A 17,723-nucleotide genomic window follows, 5' to 3' on the forward strand; every position below is an offset into this window, starting at 1 on the left:
GTTCGTGAAACGAAATTCATTCAGAAGTTCATCCATGTCCCCTGATATTCAGCCTTCGGCTTCTACCCGCGAAACGGAAAGCAAGCAGATCGATCATAACGATTCGATCCGCGCGACGTATTTTACGGCTGATGATCTTCGGCAATGTGGAGAAACGCTGGGTCGGCAAGGTGCAGCCGATCTGCCGGGCTTCATGAAATTCGAGTTTTTCACGCGCCACGCGGAAAACGAGAAGGAAATTCTGAGGGTCTATCGCGCCGCCGCGCAGGATGTCGATGCGGGTGCTTCGATCACGCCTGCCGCGGAATGGCTGCTCGACAACTATTACATTGTCGAGGAAGCGATCCAGGAAGTCCGCCGCGACTTCCCGAAGAAATTCTTCAAGCAATTGCCGACGACCAAGATCGGCAGCCAGGAAATCCCGCGCGTTCTCTCGCTGGCATGGCTTTATGTGGCGCACACCCACAGCAGCATTTCGCGCGAAACGCTGGCCGAGATGGTCGAGGGTTACCAGACCGACGAGCCGCTCGAGATCGGCGAACTCTGGGCGCTGCCATCGTTCATCCGCTTCGTTCTCATTGAGAACCTGCGTCGTATCGCCAGCCGCGTTGATCGCTCGCGCAACATGCGTCGCCGCGCCAACGATGCCGCCGACGAGATCATTCGTCTCAACGACGAGACTGCCGGTGCCGAGCTCCTGAAGAGCCTCGAAGGCCTTACCGACGACAACACGTTTACCAGCCAGTTCCTCTATCGCCTGCGCAATGCCTCGCAGAATTCCGGCTTTGCCATCGAATGGCTGGAGAAGCGGCTGGTCGCGTCCGGCAAGGCTGTCGAAACCGTGATGCAGGCGGAACAGAGCCGCTTGTCGTCCGGCAACGTGACGATGGGCAACATCATCAAGAGCCTGCGCCTGATCGACGATACGGAATGGAGTGTCTGGTTCGAAGAGGTCTCGCAGATCGACAAGATCTTCCGCGAGCATACGGATTACGAAGCGCTCGATTTCGGCTCGCGCAATGCTTTCCGCAGCCGCATCGAAAAGATCGCCCGCGTTTCCAAGCGCAGCGAAGCCGAGGTGACCCAGGCTGCCGTTGATCTTGCGATCGCGGCTAGGGCGCAAAATCCGGACGAGCGCGAAACCAATATCGGCGCCTTCATCGTCGGGCGCCGCCGCAAGGAGCTGGAGACGGCCGTCGGCTACCAGCCGCCGCTTCTGCAGCGGGCTGTGCGCGCCTACCGCAAGCTCGGCTGGTTCGCCATCGGCGGCCCGGTTATGCTTCTCACCTTTCTGGCGCTCGCCGTTACCGGCTATTTCCTCGTGGCGGCTGCCATTCCGCTGGTGGTCGTCTTCTTCCTGCTTCTGATGTTCGCGCTGCCCGCGTCGGAAGGCGCGACCGGTCTGTTCAATACGGTCGTGACCTATTTCGTCAAACCGGCCCGGCTTGTCGGATACGAATACAAGGAAGGCATTCCGGAGGAGGCGCGCACGCTGGTTGTTGTGCCTTGCCTGATCGCTGACCGCGACACGGTCGATGAACTCGTTCGCAATCTGGAAGTCCATTATTTGGCCAACCCGAAGGGCGAGATCTATTTCGCGCTCCTCAGCGACTGGCGCGATGCCAAGTTCGAGGAACAGGAAGCTGATCTTGAAATCCTCGAATATGCCAAGCGCGAGATTGCAGCGCTGAACACCCGCTACATGGAAGAGGCGGGGACGCGCTTTTACCTCCTGCACCGCCGACGCCTGTTCAACCCGAACGAAGGCGCCTGGATGGGTTGGGAGCGCAAGCGCGGCAAGCTGCACGAACTCAACCTGCTTCTGCGCGGCGACCGCGACACGACCTATCTCCAGGGCGCCAACATGGTGCCGGAGAATGTCCAGTATGTGATGACGCTCGATGCCGACACCCGCCTGATCCGCGATGCGGTGACCAAGCTGGTCGGCAAGATGCATCACCCGATCAACCGTCCCGTCATCGATCCTGATACGCACCAGGTCGTGCGCGGCTACGGTCTGATGCAGCCGCGCGTGACGCCGTCATTGACGACCGGCAAGGAAGCCTCGGTCTTCCAGCGCGTGTTTTCGGTCGGCCGCGGTCTCGATCCCTATGTCTTTGCGGTCTCCGATGTCTATCAGGACCTGACGGCCGAAGGCTCGTTCACGGGCAAGGGCCTCTATCACGTCGACGCGTTCGAGACGTCCCTCAAGGGCCGTATCGAAGAAAACGCCGTTCTCTCGCACGACCTTCTCGAAGGCTCGTTCTCGCGCTGCGCGCTCATCACCGATGTCGAGCTGGTCGAGGATTTCCCGGTTCGCTACGAGGTCGAGGTCTCGCGCCAGCATCGCTGGGCGCGTGGCGACTGGCAGCTCCTGCCTTACATTCTTGAAGCCAAGCGGGGCGTCAGCGCTCTTGGCCGCTGGAAGATGCTCGATAACCTGCGCCGGTCGCTCACCCCGATCGCATGGTTCTTCGCCTCCATTCTCGGCTGGTACTTCATGGATCCGCTCGGTGCGCTGATCTGGCAGATCCTGCTGATCTTCTCGCTGTTCGTGGCACCCACCATCTCGCTTCTCACCAACCTTCTTCCGCGCTCCAGCGACAATGTCACGAGCGCCCATTTCTATTCGGTCTGGTCGGATGTGCGTTCCACCAATGCGCAAGTCGCATTGCGCATCGTGTTCATCGCGGATTCCGCCTGCATCATGACCGATGCGATCGCCCGTTCGCTCTATCGCCTGCTCGTCAGCCGCAAGCTGATGCTGGAATGGAAGACCGCGGCCTCGATCCAGTCGGGCGCCCAGGGCAGCCCCACCGATTACTACCGTGCCATGTGGCATGCGCCGGCGATTGCCGTTCTCTCGGTAATCCTTGCGGCACTTCCGGGCGACAACGCGTTCCTGGTCGGCATTCCGTTCGCCATCCTGTGGATCTTCTCGCCGCTGGTTGCCTGGTATGTCAGCCAGTCCGCTGAGACTGAAGACAAGCTGTTCGTACCGGAAAACGTCTCGGTCGAGTTGCGCAAGATCGCGCGGCGGACCTGGCGCTATTTTGAAACCTTCGTCACGGCCGAGCAGAACTACCTGCCGCCTGACAACTACCAGGAAAAGCCCAATCCCTCGATCGCCAAGCGGACGTCACCGACCAATATCGGCGTCTATCTTCTGTCGATCGTCTCGGCGCGGCATTTCGGCTGGATCTCGTTTACCGAAACGATCGAACGGATCGAGCAGACGCTTGCGACCGTCGAGCGTGCGGACAAGTTCCGCGGCCACATGTATAACTGGTATCACACGGATACCCTGAAGCCTCTGATGCCGCGCTATGTGTCGTCGGTCGATAGCGGCAACTTCGCTGGCCATCTGATTGCCATCTCGTCGGCCTGCCGTGTCTGGGCGGAAGCGCCTTCTGCGCATCTGCAGGGCAATCTCGATGGTCTCGGCGATGTCGTCGGCATTCTCGAAGAAACGCTGAAGTCGCTGCCGGACGATCGCAAGACCGTCCGTCCGCTGCGCCGCCGTCTTGAGGAGCGTATCATCGGCTTCTCAAACGCGCTCGCCGCCGTCAAGCGCGAGCACGAGTTTGCCTCGATCCGCATCATCAACCTGTCGGTGCTTGCCCGCGACATCCAGAAGCTGTCGCACAATCTCGATCATGAGGTGCGTTCCGCGCAGAGCGAGGAAGTGACCAAGTGGGCAGCGTCGCTGGTTGCCGTCTGCGAAGCGCATATCGGCGACAGCACGTTCGACAACGGCAATATCGAGGAACTGCGCGACCGTCTCGCCGTGTTGCGTGACCGTACCCGCAAGATCGCCTTCGGAATGGACTTCAAGTTCCTGTTCCGCAAGGACCGCCGCCTTCTGTCGATCGGCTACCGGGTCGAAAGCAACGAGGTCGACGAGGCCTGCTACGACCTTCTCGCGTCCGAAGCGCGTCTCACCAGCCTGTTCGGGATTGCCAAGGGTGATCTGCCCACGGAACACTGGTACAAGCTTGGCCGTCACGTCGTGCCGATCGGCGCGCGCGGTGCGCTCGTCTCTTGGTCGGGTTCAATGTTCGAATACCTGATGCCGCCGCTCGTCATGCAGGAGCGTCAGGGTGGTATCCTCAACCAGACCAACAATCTGATCGTCAAGGAACAGATGAACCACGGCCGCCGTCTCGGCACGCCATGGGGCATTTCGGAAGCCGCGTTCAACGCGCTCGATCACCAGATGCACTATCAGTACACCAACTTCGGTGTGCCGACGCTGGGTCTGAAGCGCGGTCTCGGCCAGAATGCCGTTATCGCACCCTATGCCTCGATCCTCGCCAGCCAGTACGATCCGATCGCGGCCGTCGAAAACCTGAACGAATTGCGCAAGCTCGGCGCACTCGGCATCTACGGCTTCCACGATGCGGTCGACTTCACGCCGACCCGCGTGCCGGAAGGCAAGCGCTGCGCGGTCGTCTACAACTACTATGCCCACCACCATGGCATGTCGATTGCAGCCGTTGCCAACGTCGTCATGAACGGCCTGCTGCGCGAACTCTTCCACGCCGATCCTGTGATCGAAGCGGCGGAACTGTTGCTGCAGGAAAAGGCTCCGCGCGACATTCCAGTGATGAGCGCCAAGCACGAGGAAAAGCCAGGTACCGGCGGCGGCGAACTGCTGCGTCCGGAAATCCGCACGGTCACCAACCCGGCCACCAAGGACCGCGAACTAGTTCTGCTCTCCAACGGCCATTACTCGCTGATGCTGACGGCGACCGGTTCCGGTTATTCGCGCTGGAACAACCTTTCGGTTTCCCGCTGGAAGGCGGATCCGACCGAAGACCGCTGGGGCCAGTTCATCTTCCTGCGCGACACGACATCCGGCGAGTGGTGGTCCACCACGGCCGAGCCGCGCCGCGCCGAGGGCGAGCAGACCAAGACGGTGTTCGGTGACGAAAAGGCCGAATTCCACAAGACGGTCGGCGAGCTGACCAGCACGGTCGAAGTTATCGTCGGCACCGAACACGATGCCGAGGGACGCCGCGTCACATTGCTCAACATGGGAGATGAGGATCGCTTCATCGAGGTGACCTCCTACATGGAGCCGGTGATTGCCGGCGACGATGGCGATAGCGGCCATCCCGTGTTCTCGCGCATGTTTATCCGCACCGAGATCGGCAAGCGGGGTGACGTCATCCGTGCGTGGCGCAACAAGCGCGATCTCAGCGATCCCGACATGATCGTGGCACATCTTGCCGCCGACAATGCCGGGTCTTCGCGACCGACCGAATACGAGACCGACCGTCGCAAGTTCCTCGGCCGGGGGCGCACGCTGTCGGAAGCAGCCGCTTTCGATCCGGGTGCGTCGCTGTCGAATACCGACGGCTTTACGCTCGATCCGATCCTGTCGCTGCGCCGCACGGTTCGTGTGCCGGCGGGCAAGAAGGTCAGCGTTATCTTCTGGACGATCGCTGCGCCCCGGCGCGAGGATCTCGACAAGGCGATCGAACATTATCGTCATGCCGAAACCTTCCAGAACGAACTGACCCAGGCCTGGACCCGGACGCAGGTGCAGATGCGCCATCTCGGCGTCACTTCGCAGGATGCCGCGGCCTTCCAGCATCTCGCCCGCTATCTGGTCTATCCGGACATGCAGCTTCGGGCCGATCAGCCGACGCTGAAGGCCGGCATGCAGGCACAGTCGGGGCTGTGGCCGTCGGCGGTGTCCGGCGACCTGCCGATCTTCACGCTGCGCATTAATGACGAAAACGACATGCCGGTTGCCAAGGAAGCTATCCTTGCCCAGCAGTACCTGCGCTCGCGCGGCGTTGTGTCTGATCTCGTCATCTTTAACGAGCGGGCAACCGAGGGTGCCCAGGAAGTACAGACGTCGATCGAACACATGTCTGCCCGCATGGGTCAGGAAGGTGGACGCCAGCACGTCTTCACGCTGCGCCGCGACCTGATCGAAGGTGCCGGCGCCGATGGTCTGATTGCCGCGTCCCGCGTCGTGCTTCATGCGCGCAACGGCCGCATCAGCGATCAGTTGAACCGGACCAGCACGATCTTCGCCCCGCCGAAGGATCAGGAGATCGAGGTCGATCGCCGTCCGCTGCTGAATGGCGAGATCTATTCCGCTCCCGTCGAGACCAGCGAAGGTCCGGCCGGAGTTGAGTTCTGGAACGGTTTTGGCGGCTTCTCCGCAGATGGCAGCGAATATGTCGTGCGCCTCAACGGCGGCCAGTCGACGCCGCATCCGTGGATCAACGTCATCTCCAACGACAATTTCGGCTTCCACGTTTCCGCGGAAGGCGCAGGCTTTACCTGGGCGCAGAACTCGCGCGACTATCAGATGACGCCGTGGACCAACGATCTCGTCATCAACCGTCCCGGTGAAGGCTTCTACGTGGCCGATATCGACAAGGGCACCGTGGTCACGCCGTTCGCTGCTCTGTCGCGTCGTCCGGAAACCGTGTTCGAAACCCGTCACGGCCTCGGCTATTCGGTGTTCTCGACCGAGGAAGATGGCGTCAAGCTGTCGCTGACCCAGACGGTGGACCGCAACCGGTCCGCGAAGCTTTCACATATGAAGCTTCGCAACACTGGTTCGGAAACGAAGAAGCTGCGCATCTACGGCTATGTCGAATGGCTGCTGGGCACCAATCCTGCCAAGACCTCGCCATTCATCCTGTCCAGCCGTGACGAGGCGACGGGCACGCTGTTTGCGACCAACCCGTTCAGCATCAACTTCTCGCGCTTTGCCTTCCTCGGCATGCACGAGACACCGTCGGGCTTCACGGCAAGCCGTCGGGAGTTTGTCGGCAAATTCGGTTCGGTTCAGTTGCCGGCAACGGTCGTTTCCGGTTCAAGCCTCAGCGGCTCGCTCGATCTCGACGGCGACCCGTGCGGAGCACTTGCCTACGACGTCGAACTGGCTCCGGGTGAAGAAACCGAAGTCACCTTCTTCCTTGGCGATGCTGCCACGAAGCAGGAGGCGGAAAGCCTTGCACTGGCGCTTCGCGGCGACCGGTTCGAGGATATCCTTGCGGAGAACCGCAGCTTCTGGAGCGGTTTCACCGGCCGCCTGAAGATTTCGACGCCGGACAAGTCGCTCGACAACATGGTCAATCACTGGCTGCCCTATCAGGCACTCGGTTGCCGCATCATGGCCCGTACCGCCTTCTACCAGGCATCGGGTGCCTTCGGCTTCCGCGACCAGTTGCAGGATACGCTCGCGTTCCTGCTGCATGAGCCGTCGCTTGCCCGCAAGCAGATCCTCAATGCGGCGTCGCGGCAGTTCCGCGAAGGCGATGTCATGCACTGGTGGCTTCCCAACACCGGCGCCGGCGTTCGAACGACGATCTCCGACGACGTGGTGTGGCTTGCCTACGCTGTTCACCAGTATGTGTCGGTGACCGGCGATCTCTCGATGCTCGATGAGAAGCTGCCGTTCCTCACCGGACCGATGCTGGAAAAGAACAAGCACGACGCCTTTATCCAGCCGGAGATCTCCAACGAGGTAGCCGATCTGTACGAACACGCAGCACGCGCGCTCGATCTCGCGGTTGAGCGGACCGGAGACCTGGATCTTCCGCTCATTCTCGGTGGCGACTGGAACGACGGGATGAACCGTGTCGGCATTGCCGGTCGTGGTCAGAGCGTCTGGCTCGGTTGGTTCCTGGCGGCTGCGCTTCGAAACTTCCTGCCCTATGCGGAAGCCCGCAAGGATCGTTCGCGTGCCGATCGTTGGAGCAAGCATATCGATACGCTGAAGGCTGCGCTGGAATCGGATGGCTGGGACGGTGCGTATTACCGCCGCGGTTATTTCGACGACGGTTCTCCGCTCGGCTCGGCCAAGAGCGACGAATGCCGCATCGATTCGCTCGGCCAGTCCTGGAGTGTGCTGTCTGGCGAAGGCAGGCCGGATCGTTCCGAGCAGGCTATGAACGCGGTCATGGACAAGCTCGTGGACGAGGATGCGGGTATCATCCGCCTCTTCACCCCGCCGTTCCAGGACACGCGCAGGGATCCGGGCTACATCAAGGCCTATCCACCCGGCGTGCGTGAAAACGGTGGCCAGTATACCCATGGTGCAATCTGGGTCGTGCTCGCGCTCGCCCGGCTGAAGCGCGGCGACGATGCCTGGAAGTGCTTCCAGATGCTCAACCCGATCAACCATGCGCTTGACCGGGATGCCGCCGAAACCTACCGCGTCGAACCTTACGTGGTTGCAGCCGACGTCTATGGTGCCGGCGACTATCAGAGCCGCGGCGGCTGGACCTGGTACACGGGTTCCGCCGGCTGGCTCTACCGTGCCGCGGTCGAAGGCATTCTCGGCATTCGCCGTGCCGGCGACACGCTGTATGTCGATCCGGTTCTGCCGAGCGGCTGGGACGGCTTTACCGCCGAACTTACCCTCGATGGCGTCACCCACGAGATTGTGGTCAAGGACGGCAAGGCGTCGATCGGTGGCGTCGCTGTCGATCCGGTCAACGGCTTGAACCTTGCGGCGCCGACGACCAGCGCATTGCCGGCTCCGCCCGCAGAAAGCTGATCCCGCCGGGCGTCGAACGTCCTGATGGTATCCCAAACAGAAACCCCGCTTCCAGCAATGGCCGCGGGGTTTTTTGTTGGTTTGTGCCCGGTGAGGAGAAGTGTCGGCCGATCCGGGGGAGGGGCGATGTCCTGCTCTGATGTCCACGTATCGTGCCAGCCGATCGGGATGCCGCTCACACTGCGCGGCATGAACAGGTCGGGACGCAACCGCCGCTCACGCGCTTGGTATGGCAAGCACCTGCAAAGCCGCGTACGCAGAAGATCACGCGAAAAAGCGGTGCTCCCGCATTACCTCACAAAAAAACCCCCGCCTCCATTTCTGGAGGCGAGGAGTCTGATGTTCGATCGGTATAAGTGGTCGAGAGCTTAGGCGTGCTCGGCGGGTACCGGGAGCTTGTGGCCTTCCTCGTCCTCGTCGATGACGATGCCGCTGGCGGTGAGGAGCGACGTAAAGCGGCCGCCGCTGCGGCTCAGCTGGTCGTAGGTGCCCATTTCGGCAATCCGCCCACCCTCGAGGAAGATGACCTTGTTGGCGTCGCGGATGGTGGAGAGCCGGTGCGCGATGATGAACGTGGTGCGGTTCTGACGCAGCTTGTCGATCGCCGCCTTCACGCGCTGTTCCGTCTCCACATCAAGCGCCGAGGTTGCTTCGTCGAGAACGAGGATCGGTGCGTTTTTGAGGATCGCACGGGCGATGGCAATACGCTGGCGCTCTCCGCCCGACAGGCGGTTGCCACGCTCGCCGACCGTCGTGTCGTAGCCATTGAGACGCGTTTCGATGAATTCGGCCGCAGCGGCCGCTTCTGCCGCCCGGACGATGTCTTCCCGCGTTGCACCTTCTCGTCCCAGCTGGATGTTGTCGCTGATCGAGCGGTTGAGCAGGCCCGCGTCTTGGAACACGGTCGCGATGGAATGGCGCAGTGACTTGCGAGTGATGGTGCCGATATCGACGCCGTCGATCAGAATCTTCCCCTGCTGCGGATCATAGACCCGCTGGAGGAGATTGATCAGCGTCGTCTTGCCGGCACCGGTCGGGCCGACGATCGCAATCGTTTCCCCCGCTTGCGCGATGAACGATACGTCGTGAACGCCCTGGCTCGTGTTGGAGAAGCCGAAGGAGACGTCGCGGAACTCCACTTCGCCCCGGACCGTATCTCCCAGATCGCGTGCATCCGTCGGTTCGGCGCGCTCCTCGACGGAATCTTCCAGAACGAAGAAATCCTCGAGCTTGGCGCGGGCTTCGAAAATCTGGGTTGCGAACTGGCGCAGAAGATCAAGGCGGCCGATCAGAAGGTTGGCGAAGCCGATAAAGGCGACGACGTCACCGACGCGGATCTTGCCCTGTTGCACCAGCATGGTACCGATCACAAGGATCACGCCCATCGAGACCGTCGATGCCGTGCGGTTGAGGCCGCCGGCCAAAGCCCACCAGTCCAGCACCGGATACTGCGCCTTCAGCAGATCCTTGGTGTAGTTCTTGAGGGCCGAAGTTTCGGCTTCGATGCGGTTGTAGCTGTGAATCACAGAGACGTTGCTGATCGAATCGCTGACATGGCTGAAAACCTGGTGGTAATGGGTTTCGACCGCGGCCTGGCCTTCCTTCGTGCGCTTCATCACGGCAACGCCAATGATCCAGTAGAAGATGCTGAGGATCAGAAGCACGATGCTGAGGCGCCAATCCATCGAGATGGCGGTCGGGATCAGCAGCAGGATTGCAACGGCGGTCGCGAGATGCGTTCGCATGAATTCCAGCCACAGACCGAACAGGCTTTCGGAGGCACGCAGCAGCGTGTGCAGGGCGTTCGACGTGCCGCGCTGGTGGTGCCAGGACAGCGGCATCGAAATGATGCGTCCGAAGGCTTCCGTCAGCAGCGACGCGCGGCGCCCGTGGGCCAGACGGTCGGCCTCGCGTGCAACGAGCACGAATGCGACGGTATTGAAGACCCCGAAGCCCGCCCACAGAAGTAGAACGTTGGTGACGTCACTCTTGGAGGAGATCGCGTCGATGATTCGACCGAACAGAATCGGTTCGGCAATCGTGATGATGGCCAGAATAATGTTGGCGACGACGACCGCGGCGACCCGCCAGCGGTTCTTCGTCAGATATTGCAAAGCTCGGGCGTAAACTTGGAAGAGCGTCAACGGGCGCAACTCCTATTGAAGTGCAGGCATGAAACGATTGGCAGCATAGTTATGGCAAGGACAGGGCGAATCCGAGACGAACCTAGCCGGTGAACTTCTTTTCCGAAAATAATCCAGTGAGAGCAAGGGTTCGCCCGTAGTTAGGTTACCGATGCGGTATGCTGATGCCGATCCTGATCGCTGCGTCAATCACAAGATTTCGGCATGTACGTGGTATAAATGATAACTATGTTAAGCGGGCGGTCGGGTTCTATGCCGGCGTCGGTGTTTTATAAGAATAAAGCCGATCGTCGGGGAGACGGTCTGGGGGCGAATTTGAGCATCCAATTTGTTGTGCAGTTGCTTGTATTGGTTGAAGAGGCACGAACGACGAAAGAAGTGGCGAACAATCTTGCGTCACTCCTCAAAACCTACGGTTTCGAATTCTATGCAATCGTCCTGAGAAAAGGGCAAACGGATCCCGAGGGAATGACCTTGATCTCCCGCTGGCCGGACAGCTGGGTCGAGGTCTATCGCGCGCGCAAATATACCGTCATCGACCCTGTCATGCGGATGCTGAATGCGGCCCATCGCCCGTTCCGCTGGCGCGATTCGATCCTTGCCCTGAAGTCCGATCCGCATCGTTCGCGGATGGACCGGATGATGCAGGAAGCGGGCCGCCATGGTCTCGACGACGGCTACGTGTTTCCGATCCATGGACGCAACGGATTTCTCGGCAACATGATCATCGGCGGCAAACCGATCGATCTATCGCCGACCGAGATCTCACTGTTCGACACGGCCGCCAAGCGCATTTTCTGGAGACTGCTGGAGATCGCCGGCGACGCGACGGCGCTCGAGGCCTCGGCCAGACTGGATACCCAGCTCACCCGTCGCGAGATGGAAGTCATGGCGCTCCTTGCCGACGGCATGACATCGCACGAGATCGCACGGTCGCTCGACATCTCCAACCACACGGTCGATTGGTATATTAACGGCCTCCAGGAAAAGCTGAAAGCGAAGAATCGCCAGCATGTCGTTGCCATGGCATTTCGCCACGGGCTGGTGACCTGAAGCGTCCGTGACGCCGGCTATCGACCAAATAGCCCTTGCCTAATGCGGGAGATGTTGATCTCTTGCGGTGCACCATTCGAGGCACCTGGGGAGGCTTGTCTTGCCGATATCGAAAATTCTCGTCGCCAATCGCTCCGAAATCGCCATCCGCGTCTTTCGTGCCGCCAATGAGCTCGGCATCAAGACGGTGGCGATCTGGGCGGAAGAAGACAAGCTCTCGCTGCACCGGTTCAAGGCGGACGAAAGCTATCAGGTCGGTCGCGGTCCGCATCTGGACAAGGATCTGGGGCCTATCGAGAGCTACCTTTCGATCCCGGAAGTGATCCGGGTTGCCAAGCTTTCGGGCGCCGATGCGATCCATCCAGGTTACGGCCTTCTGTCGGAAAGCCCTGAATTCGTCGATGCCTGCGACGAGGCCGGCATCATCTTCATCGGCCCGCGTCCCGATACGATGCGCCAGCTCGGCAACAAGGTGGCGGCGCGCAATCTTGCCATTTCGGTCGGCGTGCCCGTAGTTCCTGCCACCGAACCGCTGCCTGATGATATGGATGTCGTGGCGAAGATGGCCGAGGAGATCGGTTATCCGGTCATGCTCAAGGCGTCCTGGGGCGGCGGCGGTCGCGGCATGCGTGCCATCCGCGATCCGAAGGACCTCGCCAGGGAAGTCGTCGAGGCCAAGCGCGAAGCAAAAGCGGCCTTCGGCAAGGACGAGGTCTATCTCGAAAAGCTGGTCGAGCGGGCCCGCCATGTGGAAAGCCAGATCCTTGGCGATACCCATGGCAACGTCGTGCATCTGTTCGAGCGTGACTGCTCGATCCAGCGGCGCAACCAGAAGGTCGTGGAACGCGCCCCGGCGCCTTATCTTTCCGAGGAGCAGCGGGCCGAACTCGCTGCCTATTCGCTGAAGATCGCTGGCGCCACCAATTATGTCGGCGCCGGCACGGTCGAATATCTGATGGATAGCGATACCGGCAAATTCTACTTCATCGAGGTCAATCCGCGCATCCAGGTGGAACACACGGTGACCGAAGTCGTCACCGGCATCGATATCGTCAAGGCGCAGATCCACATCCTCGACGGCTTTGCGATCGGCACGCCGGAATCGGGCGTTCCGGCCCAGGAGAACATCCGGCTGAACGGCCATGCGCTGCAGTGCCGCATCACCACTGAGGATCCGGAGCACAATTTCATACCCGATTACGGCCGCATCACCGCCTATCGCTCGGCGTCGGGTTTCGGCATCCGTCTCGATGGCGGAACGTCCTATTCGGGCGCGATCATCACCCGCTTCTACGATCCGCTGCTGGTCAAGGTCACGGCCTGGGCGCCGCAGCCGCTGGAAGCGATCGCCCGCATGGACCGGGCGCTTCGCGAGTTCCGCATCCGCGGCGTCGCGACGAACCTCACTTTCCTCGAAGCGATCATCACCCACCCGAAATTCCGCGACAATTCTTATACGACGCGGTTTATCGACACGACGCCGGAACTGTTCGAACAGGTCAAGCGCGCCGACCGCGCCACCAAGCTTCTGACCTATCTCGCCGACGTCACCGTCAACGGTCATCCGGAAACCAAGGGTCGTCCGGCCCCGTCGGAAAAGGCTGCAAAGCCTGTTCTGCCGTATATCAATGGCGATATTCCCGCTGGAACCAAGCAGAAGCTGGATGAACTCGGCCCGAAGAAATTCGCCGAGTGGATGCGGGGCGAAAGCCGGGCGCTGATCACCGACACGACGATGCGCGACGGCCACCAGTCGCTGCTCGCTACCCGCATGCGGACCTATGACATCGCCCGCGTGGCCGGGGTCTATGCACGCGCGCTGCCGAACCTGTTCTCGCTGGAATGCTGGGGTGGTGCCACCTTCGACGTGTCGATGCGGTTCCTGACCGAGGACCCGTGGGAACGGCTGGCGTTGATCCGCGAGGCGGCGCCCAACATCCTCCTGCAGATGCTGCTGCGCGGCGCAAACGGCGTCGGCTACAAGAACTATCCCGACAATGTCGTGAAATACTTCGTCCAACAGGCCGCCAAGGGCGGCATCGATGTCTTCCGCGTGTTCGATTGCCTGAACTGGGTCGACAACATGCGCGTCTCGATGGATGCGGTGAACGAGGAGAACCGGCTCTGCGAAGCCGCGATCTGCTATACCGGCGATCTCTTGAATTCGGCGCGCCCGAAATACGATCTCAAATATTACGTCGCACTGGCGGAAGAACTCGAAAAGGCCGGCGCTCATATCATCGCGCTGAAGGATATGGCGGGCCTGCTGAAACCCGCGGCTGCCCGCGTCCTTTTCAAGGCACTACGCGAAGCGACCTCGCTGCCGATCCACTTCCACACGCATGACACGTCGGGCATCTCGGCTGCGACCGTGCTTGCGGCTGTCGATGCCGGCGTCGACGTCGTCGATGCGGCGATGGATGCGCTGTCGGGCAACACGTCGCAGCCCTGCCTCGGTTCGATCGTCGAAGCGCTGTCGCGAACAGACCGCGATACCGGGCTTGATCCGGAATGGATCCGCAAGATCTCGTTCTACTGGGAAGCGGTGCGCGGCCAGTATGCGGCGTTCGAGAGCGATCTCAAGGGTCCGGCCTCGGAAGTCTACCTGCATGAAATGCCGGGTGGCCAGTTTACCAACCTCAAGGAACAGGCCCGTTCGCTCGGTCTCGAGAGCAAGTGGCACAAGGTCGCGCAGACCTATGCCGATGTGAACCGGATGTTCGGCGATATCGTCAAGGTCACGCCGTCGTCCAAGGTGGTGGGCGACATGGCGCTGATGATGGTCAGCCAGGATCTGAACGTGGCCGACGTTGAAAACCCGGCCAAGGACATCGCCTTCCCGGATTCGGTCGTGTCGATGCTGAAGGGCGATCTCGGCCAGCCTCCGGGCGGATGGCCGCAGGCGCTCCAGAAAAAAGCGCTGAAGGGCGATCAGCCCTATACGGACGTTCCCGGTTCGCTGCTGGCGCCGGCTGATCTCGATGCCGAGCGCAAGACGATCGAGGACAAGCTGGAGCGCAAGGTCGACGACTTCGAGTTCGCCTCGTATCTGATGTACCCGAAAGTGTTCACCGACTTCGCCCTGGCGTCGGAGACCTACGGTCCGGTCTCCGTGTTGCCGACGCATGCCTATTTCTACGGGATCGCGGATGGCGAAGAGCTGTTTGCCGATATCGAACGCGGCAAGACGCTTGTTATCGTCAACCAGGCGACGAGTGCGCCGGATGCGCAGGGCATGGTCACCGCCTTTTTCGAACTGAACGGCCAGCCGCGCCGCATCAAGGTGCCGGACCGGGCCCATGGCGGAAGCGGTTCGGCTGTGCGGGCCAAAGCGGATATCGCCAATCCCCTGCATTTGGGCGCGCCGATGCCGGGCGTGATTTCCCGCGTCTTCGTGGCGGCGGGTCAGGCGGTCAAGGCCGGCGACGTGCTGGTGTCCATCGAAGCGATGAAGATGGAAACCGCGCTGCACGCCGAAAAAGACGGCACGCTTGCCGAAGTGCTGGTCAAGGCCGGCGACCAGATCGACGCCAAGGATCTGCTCGTCGTCTACGGGGCCTGACGGGTCAAACTGTTGACGGCTCAGGTGCCCGCCGGTCCGTCCGATCCGTCCGCAGGTTGAGCGAGGCGATAGCGCCTCGCCGCCAGCCGCTCGCTGGCGACGATCAGCAGTCCGGCGCAGAAGATCAGTGCGGCACCGGCGGCGACATTGCTTGCGGGAATGTCCTGCCAGATGGCGTAGCCCAGCACGAACGCCCATATCAGCGAGGAATATTCGAACGGGGCAAGCACCGAGACCGGCGCCCGTCGCATCGCCTCGAACAGCGTCGCCTGGGCGGTGCCGCCGAGAATGCCGACGAGCGCCAGAAGCGCACCGCTTTTCAGATCGACCGGCTGCCATGTCAGCACGGCCATGACGAAGGTCATCACCACGAAGAAGAAGTTGGTGAGCGTCATCTGGACAAGGGTCTTCTCGTTCATCGCCGTCTTGCGCAAGAGAACGCTGCCGATGGCCCAGAGGATTGCCGCGAGGAGCGCGAGACCGACCGGGAGCGAAAGTGTCAACCCGGCCGGATTTGCGGCAATCACCACGCCGACGAAGCCGAGGATGATCGCCACCCAGCGGACCGCGGGCACCTTTTCGCGCAGAACCGGAATAGCAAGCAGGGTGGCGACGATCGGATTGGCGTAATAGATCGTCGTCAGTTCGGCCAATTGCAGGGACTTGGCTGCGGTGTAGAAAGAAACCCATGCGGCGAGAAGGATAACGCTGCGCACCATCATCGGCCGCACGATCGGCGAGCGGACAACGCGCGGGATGAAACCGCGTCCCCCGATGACGAGGCAGGCGATCAGAACCGTCAGGCTTCGGAAGAAAATGATCTGCCAGACGCCGACATCGACCACCAGCAGCTTGATCACCGCATCATGAAGCGTGAACACGAAGTAGGAGGTACTGACGAGAAGAATGCCGCTGCCGATGCTGGATTTCAAGAAAGTCACACGCCGGATACCGACGCCTCATATCATTGCATATCCGAATGCTTAAGGCGTTCTGCAGCGATTGCAATCAGCTTCGTCGCGCTACATCCGTCGTTGCTAAGGGGTGACAAGCGTGAACCGGAGACATAAATCGTGAAACTCATGCTGAGCGCGGAAGATTGCAATCTAAATCGATTTAAATAAATCTCAGCGCCTGGAGGAAGCAACCTGATGAACGATTTGTCTTCGCCGGCGGAAGCCAAGACCCGACGTGCTTTCATCACACCGGAGCGGATCGGCGTATCGCTGCTGTTTCTGATGAACGGCTTCATGATCGGTGCCTGGGCGCCAAAGATCCCTGAATTTGCGGCACGTCTGGAGCTGAGCGAAAAGTCGCTCGGCATGATGATCCTGATCTTCGGGCTAGGCTCCATCGTGATGATGCCGATCGCCGGCAGCCAGATCGCAAGGTTCGGATCGAGCATCGTCTCCAAGGTCACCGCGGTCCTGCTGACGCCGACGCTTCTTCTCCTGTCGCTGATTGGCAGCATCTGGAGCGGAGCGGTTGCGTTGTTTCTGTTCGGCGGCCTGATCGGCGCAATGGATGTGGCAATGAATGCCAATGCCGTTGCGACTGAAAAAGGCATGCGCCGCGCGATCATGTCATCCTGCCACGCGTTCTGGAGCCTCGGCGGTCTGCTCGGCGCCTCGACCGGTGGCTTTCTTCTTGAACGGATCGGCGTTCTTCCGCATGCGCTTTTCGTAACCGTCGTCGCCGCCGTCATGATCGCCGTCGCCTGGAAAATGGTGCTTCAGGATGCGCCGCATCCGGAGGAGAGGGCGGCCGGTGCCGGACGCCGCCTGCCGTCGTCACCGCTTCCCTGGCTGCTCGGAATCATGGCGCTGTTCTGCATGATCCCCGAGGGATCCATTCTTGATTGGGGCGCTCTCTACATGCGCAACGAGCTTTCGGCGTCGCTGACACTGTCCGGCTTTGCGTTTGCGGCTTTCTCGTTCACGATGGCGGCAATGCGTTTTGCAGGCGATCTCATCCGCGACCGGTTCGGTGCCGTCAATACGCTTCGGGTCTGCGGCGTCATCGCCATGCTGGGCATGCTGACGATCGGTTTTGCGACCAGTTCGACAATGGCCATTGCAGGCTTTGCTCTCGCCGGCATCGGCATTTCGAACATCGTGCCGATCCTGTTTTCCGCGGCCGGCAATCTGCCGGGCATGGCAGCGGGCGTCAGTTTGTCCGTGGTCACCACCATGGGCTATTCCGGAATTCTCGTTGCACCTTCGGCAATCGGCTTTATCGCTGAGCATACGGGACTTGGCAGCATTTTCGCGGGATTGTCGGTGCTGATCCTGGTGACGCTGCTTCTCTCAAGCCTCGCCCGGCACGCGGACGGAGCGCATCACTAACCCAACTATTCATGGCCGCTGGTTGACAAGCCGGCGGTCATACGCCACCTGAAAGACGGTTTATGCCCCCAGTTAGCCCCAGGGCAAAG

General features: G+C 61.0%; 6 protein-coding genes. 4 read left to right on the forward strand and 2 right to left on the reverse strand.

Annotation, left to right across the window (positions count from 1 at the left end; translation table 11 throughout):
- Positions 1–34: 34 nt before the first annotated feature.
- Positions 35–8,530, forward strand: a complete 8,496-nt coding sequence (locus tag BLW69_RS00315; protein ID WP_092659202.1) for a glycoside hydrolase family 94 protein — start codon at positions 35–37, stop codon at positions 8,528–8,530.
- A 368-nt stretch (positions 8,531–8,898) separates the two neighbouring features.
- On the opposite strand, the gene BLW69_RS00320 is transcribed toward BLW69_RS00315, so the two are convergent.
- Positions 8,899–10,674, reverse strand: a complete 1,776-nt coding sequence (locus tag BLW69_RS00320; RefSeq protein WP_062581549.1) for a glucan ABC transporter ATP-binding protein/ permease — start codon at positions 10,672–10,674, stop codon at positions 8,899–8,901.
- A 315-nt stretch (positions 10,675–10,989) separates the two neighbouring features.
- Here BLW69_RS00320 and BLW69_RS00325 point away from each other — a divergent pair, with 315 nt between their 5' ends.
- Both BLW69_RS00325 and pyc read left to right on the forward strand, forming a co-directional pair.
- Positions 10,990–11,727 (forward strand): helix-turn-helix transcriptional regulator, encoded by a 738-nt coding sequence (locus BLW69_RS00325; RefSeq protein WP_062462620.1) that lies wholly within the window; start codon positions 10,990–10,992, stop codon positions 11,725–11,727.
- 100 nt (positions 11,728–11,827) lie between these two features.
- Complete coding sequence (gene pyc / locus BLW69_RS00330; protein ID WP_092659204.1) at positions 11,828–15,289, forward strand: pyruvate carboxylase; 3,462 nt, start codon at positions 11,828–11,830, stop codon at positions 15,287–15,289.
- Between the two features lie 20 nt (positions 15,290–15,309).
- Here the strand turns inward: pyc and BLW69_RS00335 are convergent, their stop codons facing one another.
- Positions 15,310–16,221 (reverse strand): DMT family transporter, encoded by a 912-nt coding sequence (locus BLW69_RS00335; RefSeq protein ID WP_092659206.1) that lies wholly within the window; start codon positions 16,219–16,221, stop codon positions 15,310–15,312.
- Positions 16,222–16,440: 219 nt separating this feature from the next.
- On the opposite strand from BLW69_RS00335, the gene BLW69_RS00340 reads away from it, so the two are divergent.
- The gene (locus BLW69_RS00340) at positions 16,441–17,634 is read left to right on the forward strand and encodes an MFS transporter (protein WP_092659208.1); all 1,194 of its coding nucleotides are present in this window, start codon (positions 16,441–16,443) and stop codon (positions 17,632–17,634) included.
- Positions 17,635–17,723: the final 89 nt, after the last annotated feature.

The organism is Rhizobium sp. NFR12 (assembly GCF_900108545.1).
Taxonomy (GTDB): Bacteria; Pseudomonadota; Alphaproteobacteria; order Rhizobiales; family Rhizobiaceae; genus Neorhizobium; species Neorhizobium soli.

What these genes read in the sequence shown, in the direction of transcription:
- BLW69_RS00315 (WP_092659202.1), top strand. Translation starts at nt 35, where the DNA reads ATGTCCCCTGATATTCAGCCTTCGGCTTCTACCCGCGAAACGGAAAGC.
- BLW69_RS00340 (WP_092659208.1), top strand. Translation starts at nt 16,441, where the DNA reads ATGAACGATTTGTCTTCGCCGGCGGAAGCCAAGACCCGACGTGCTTTC.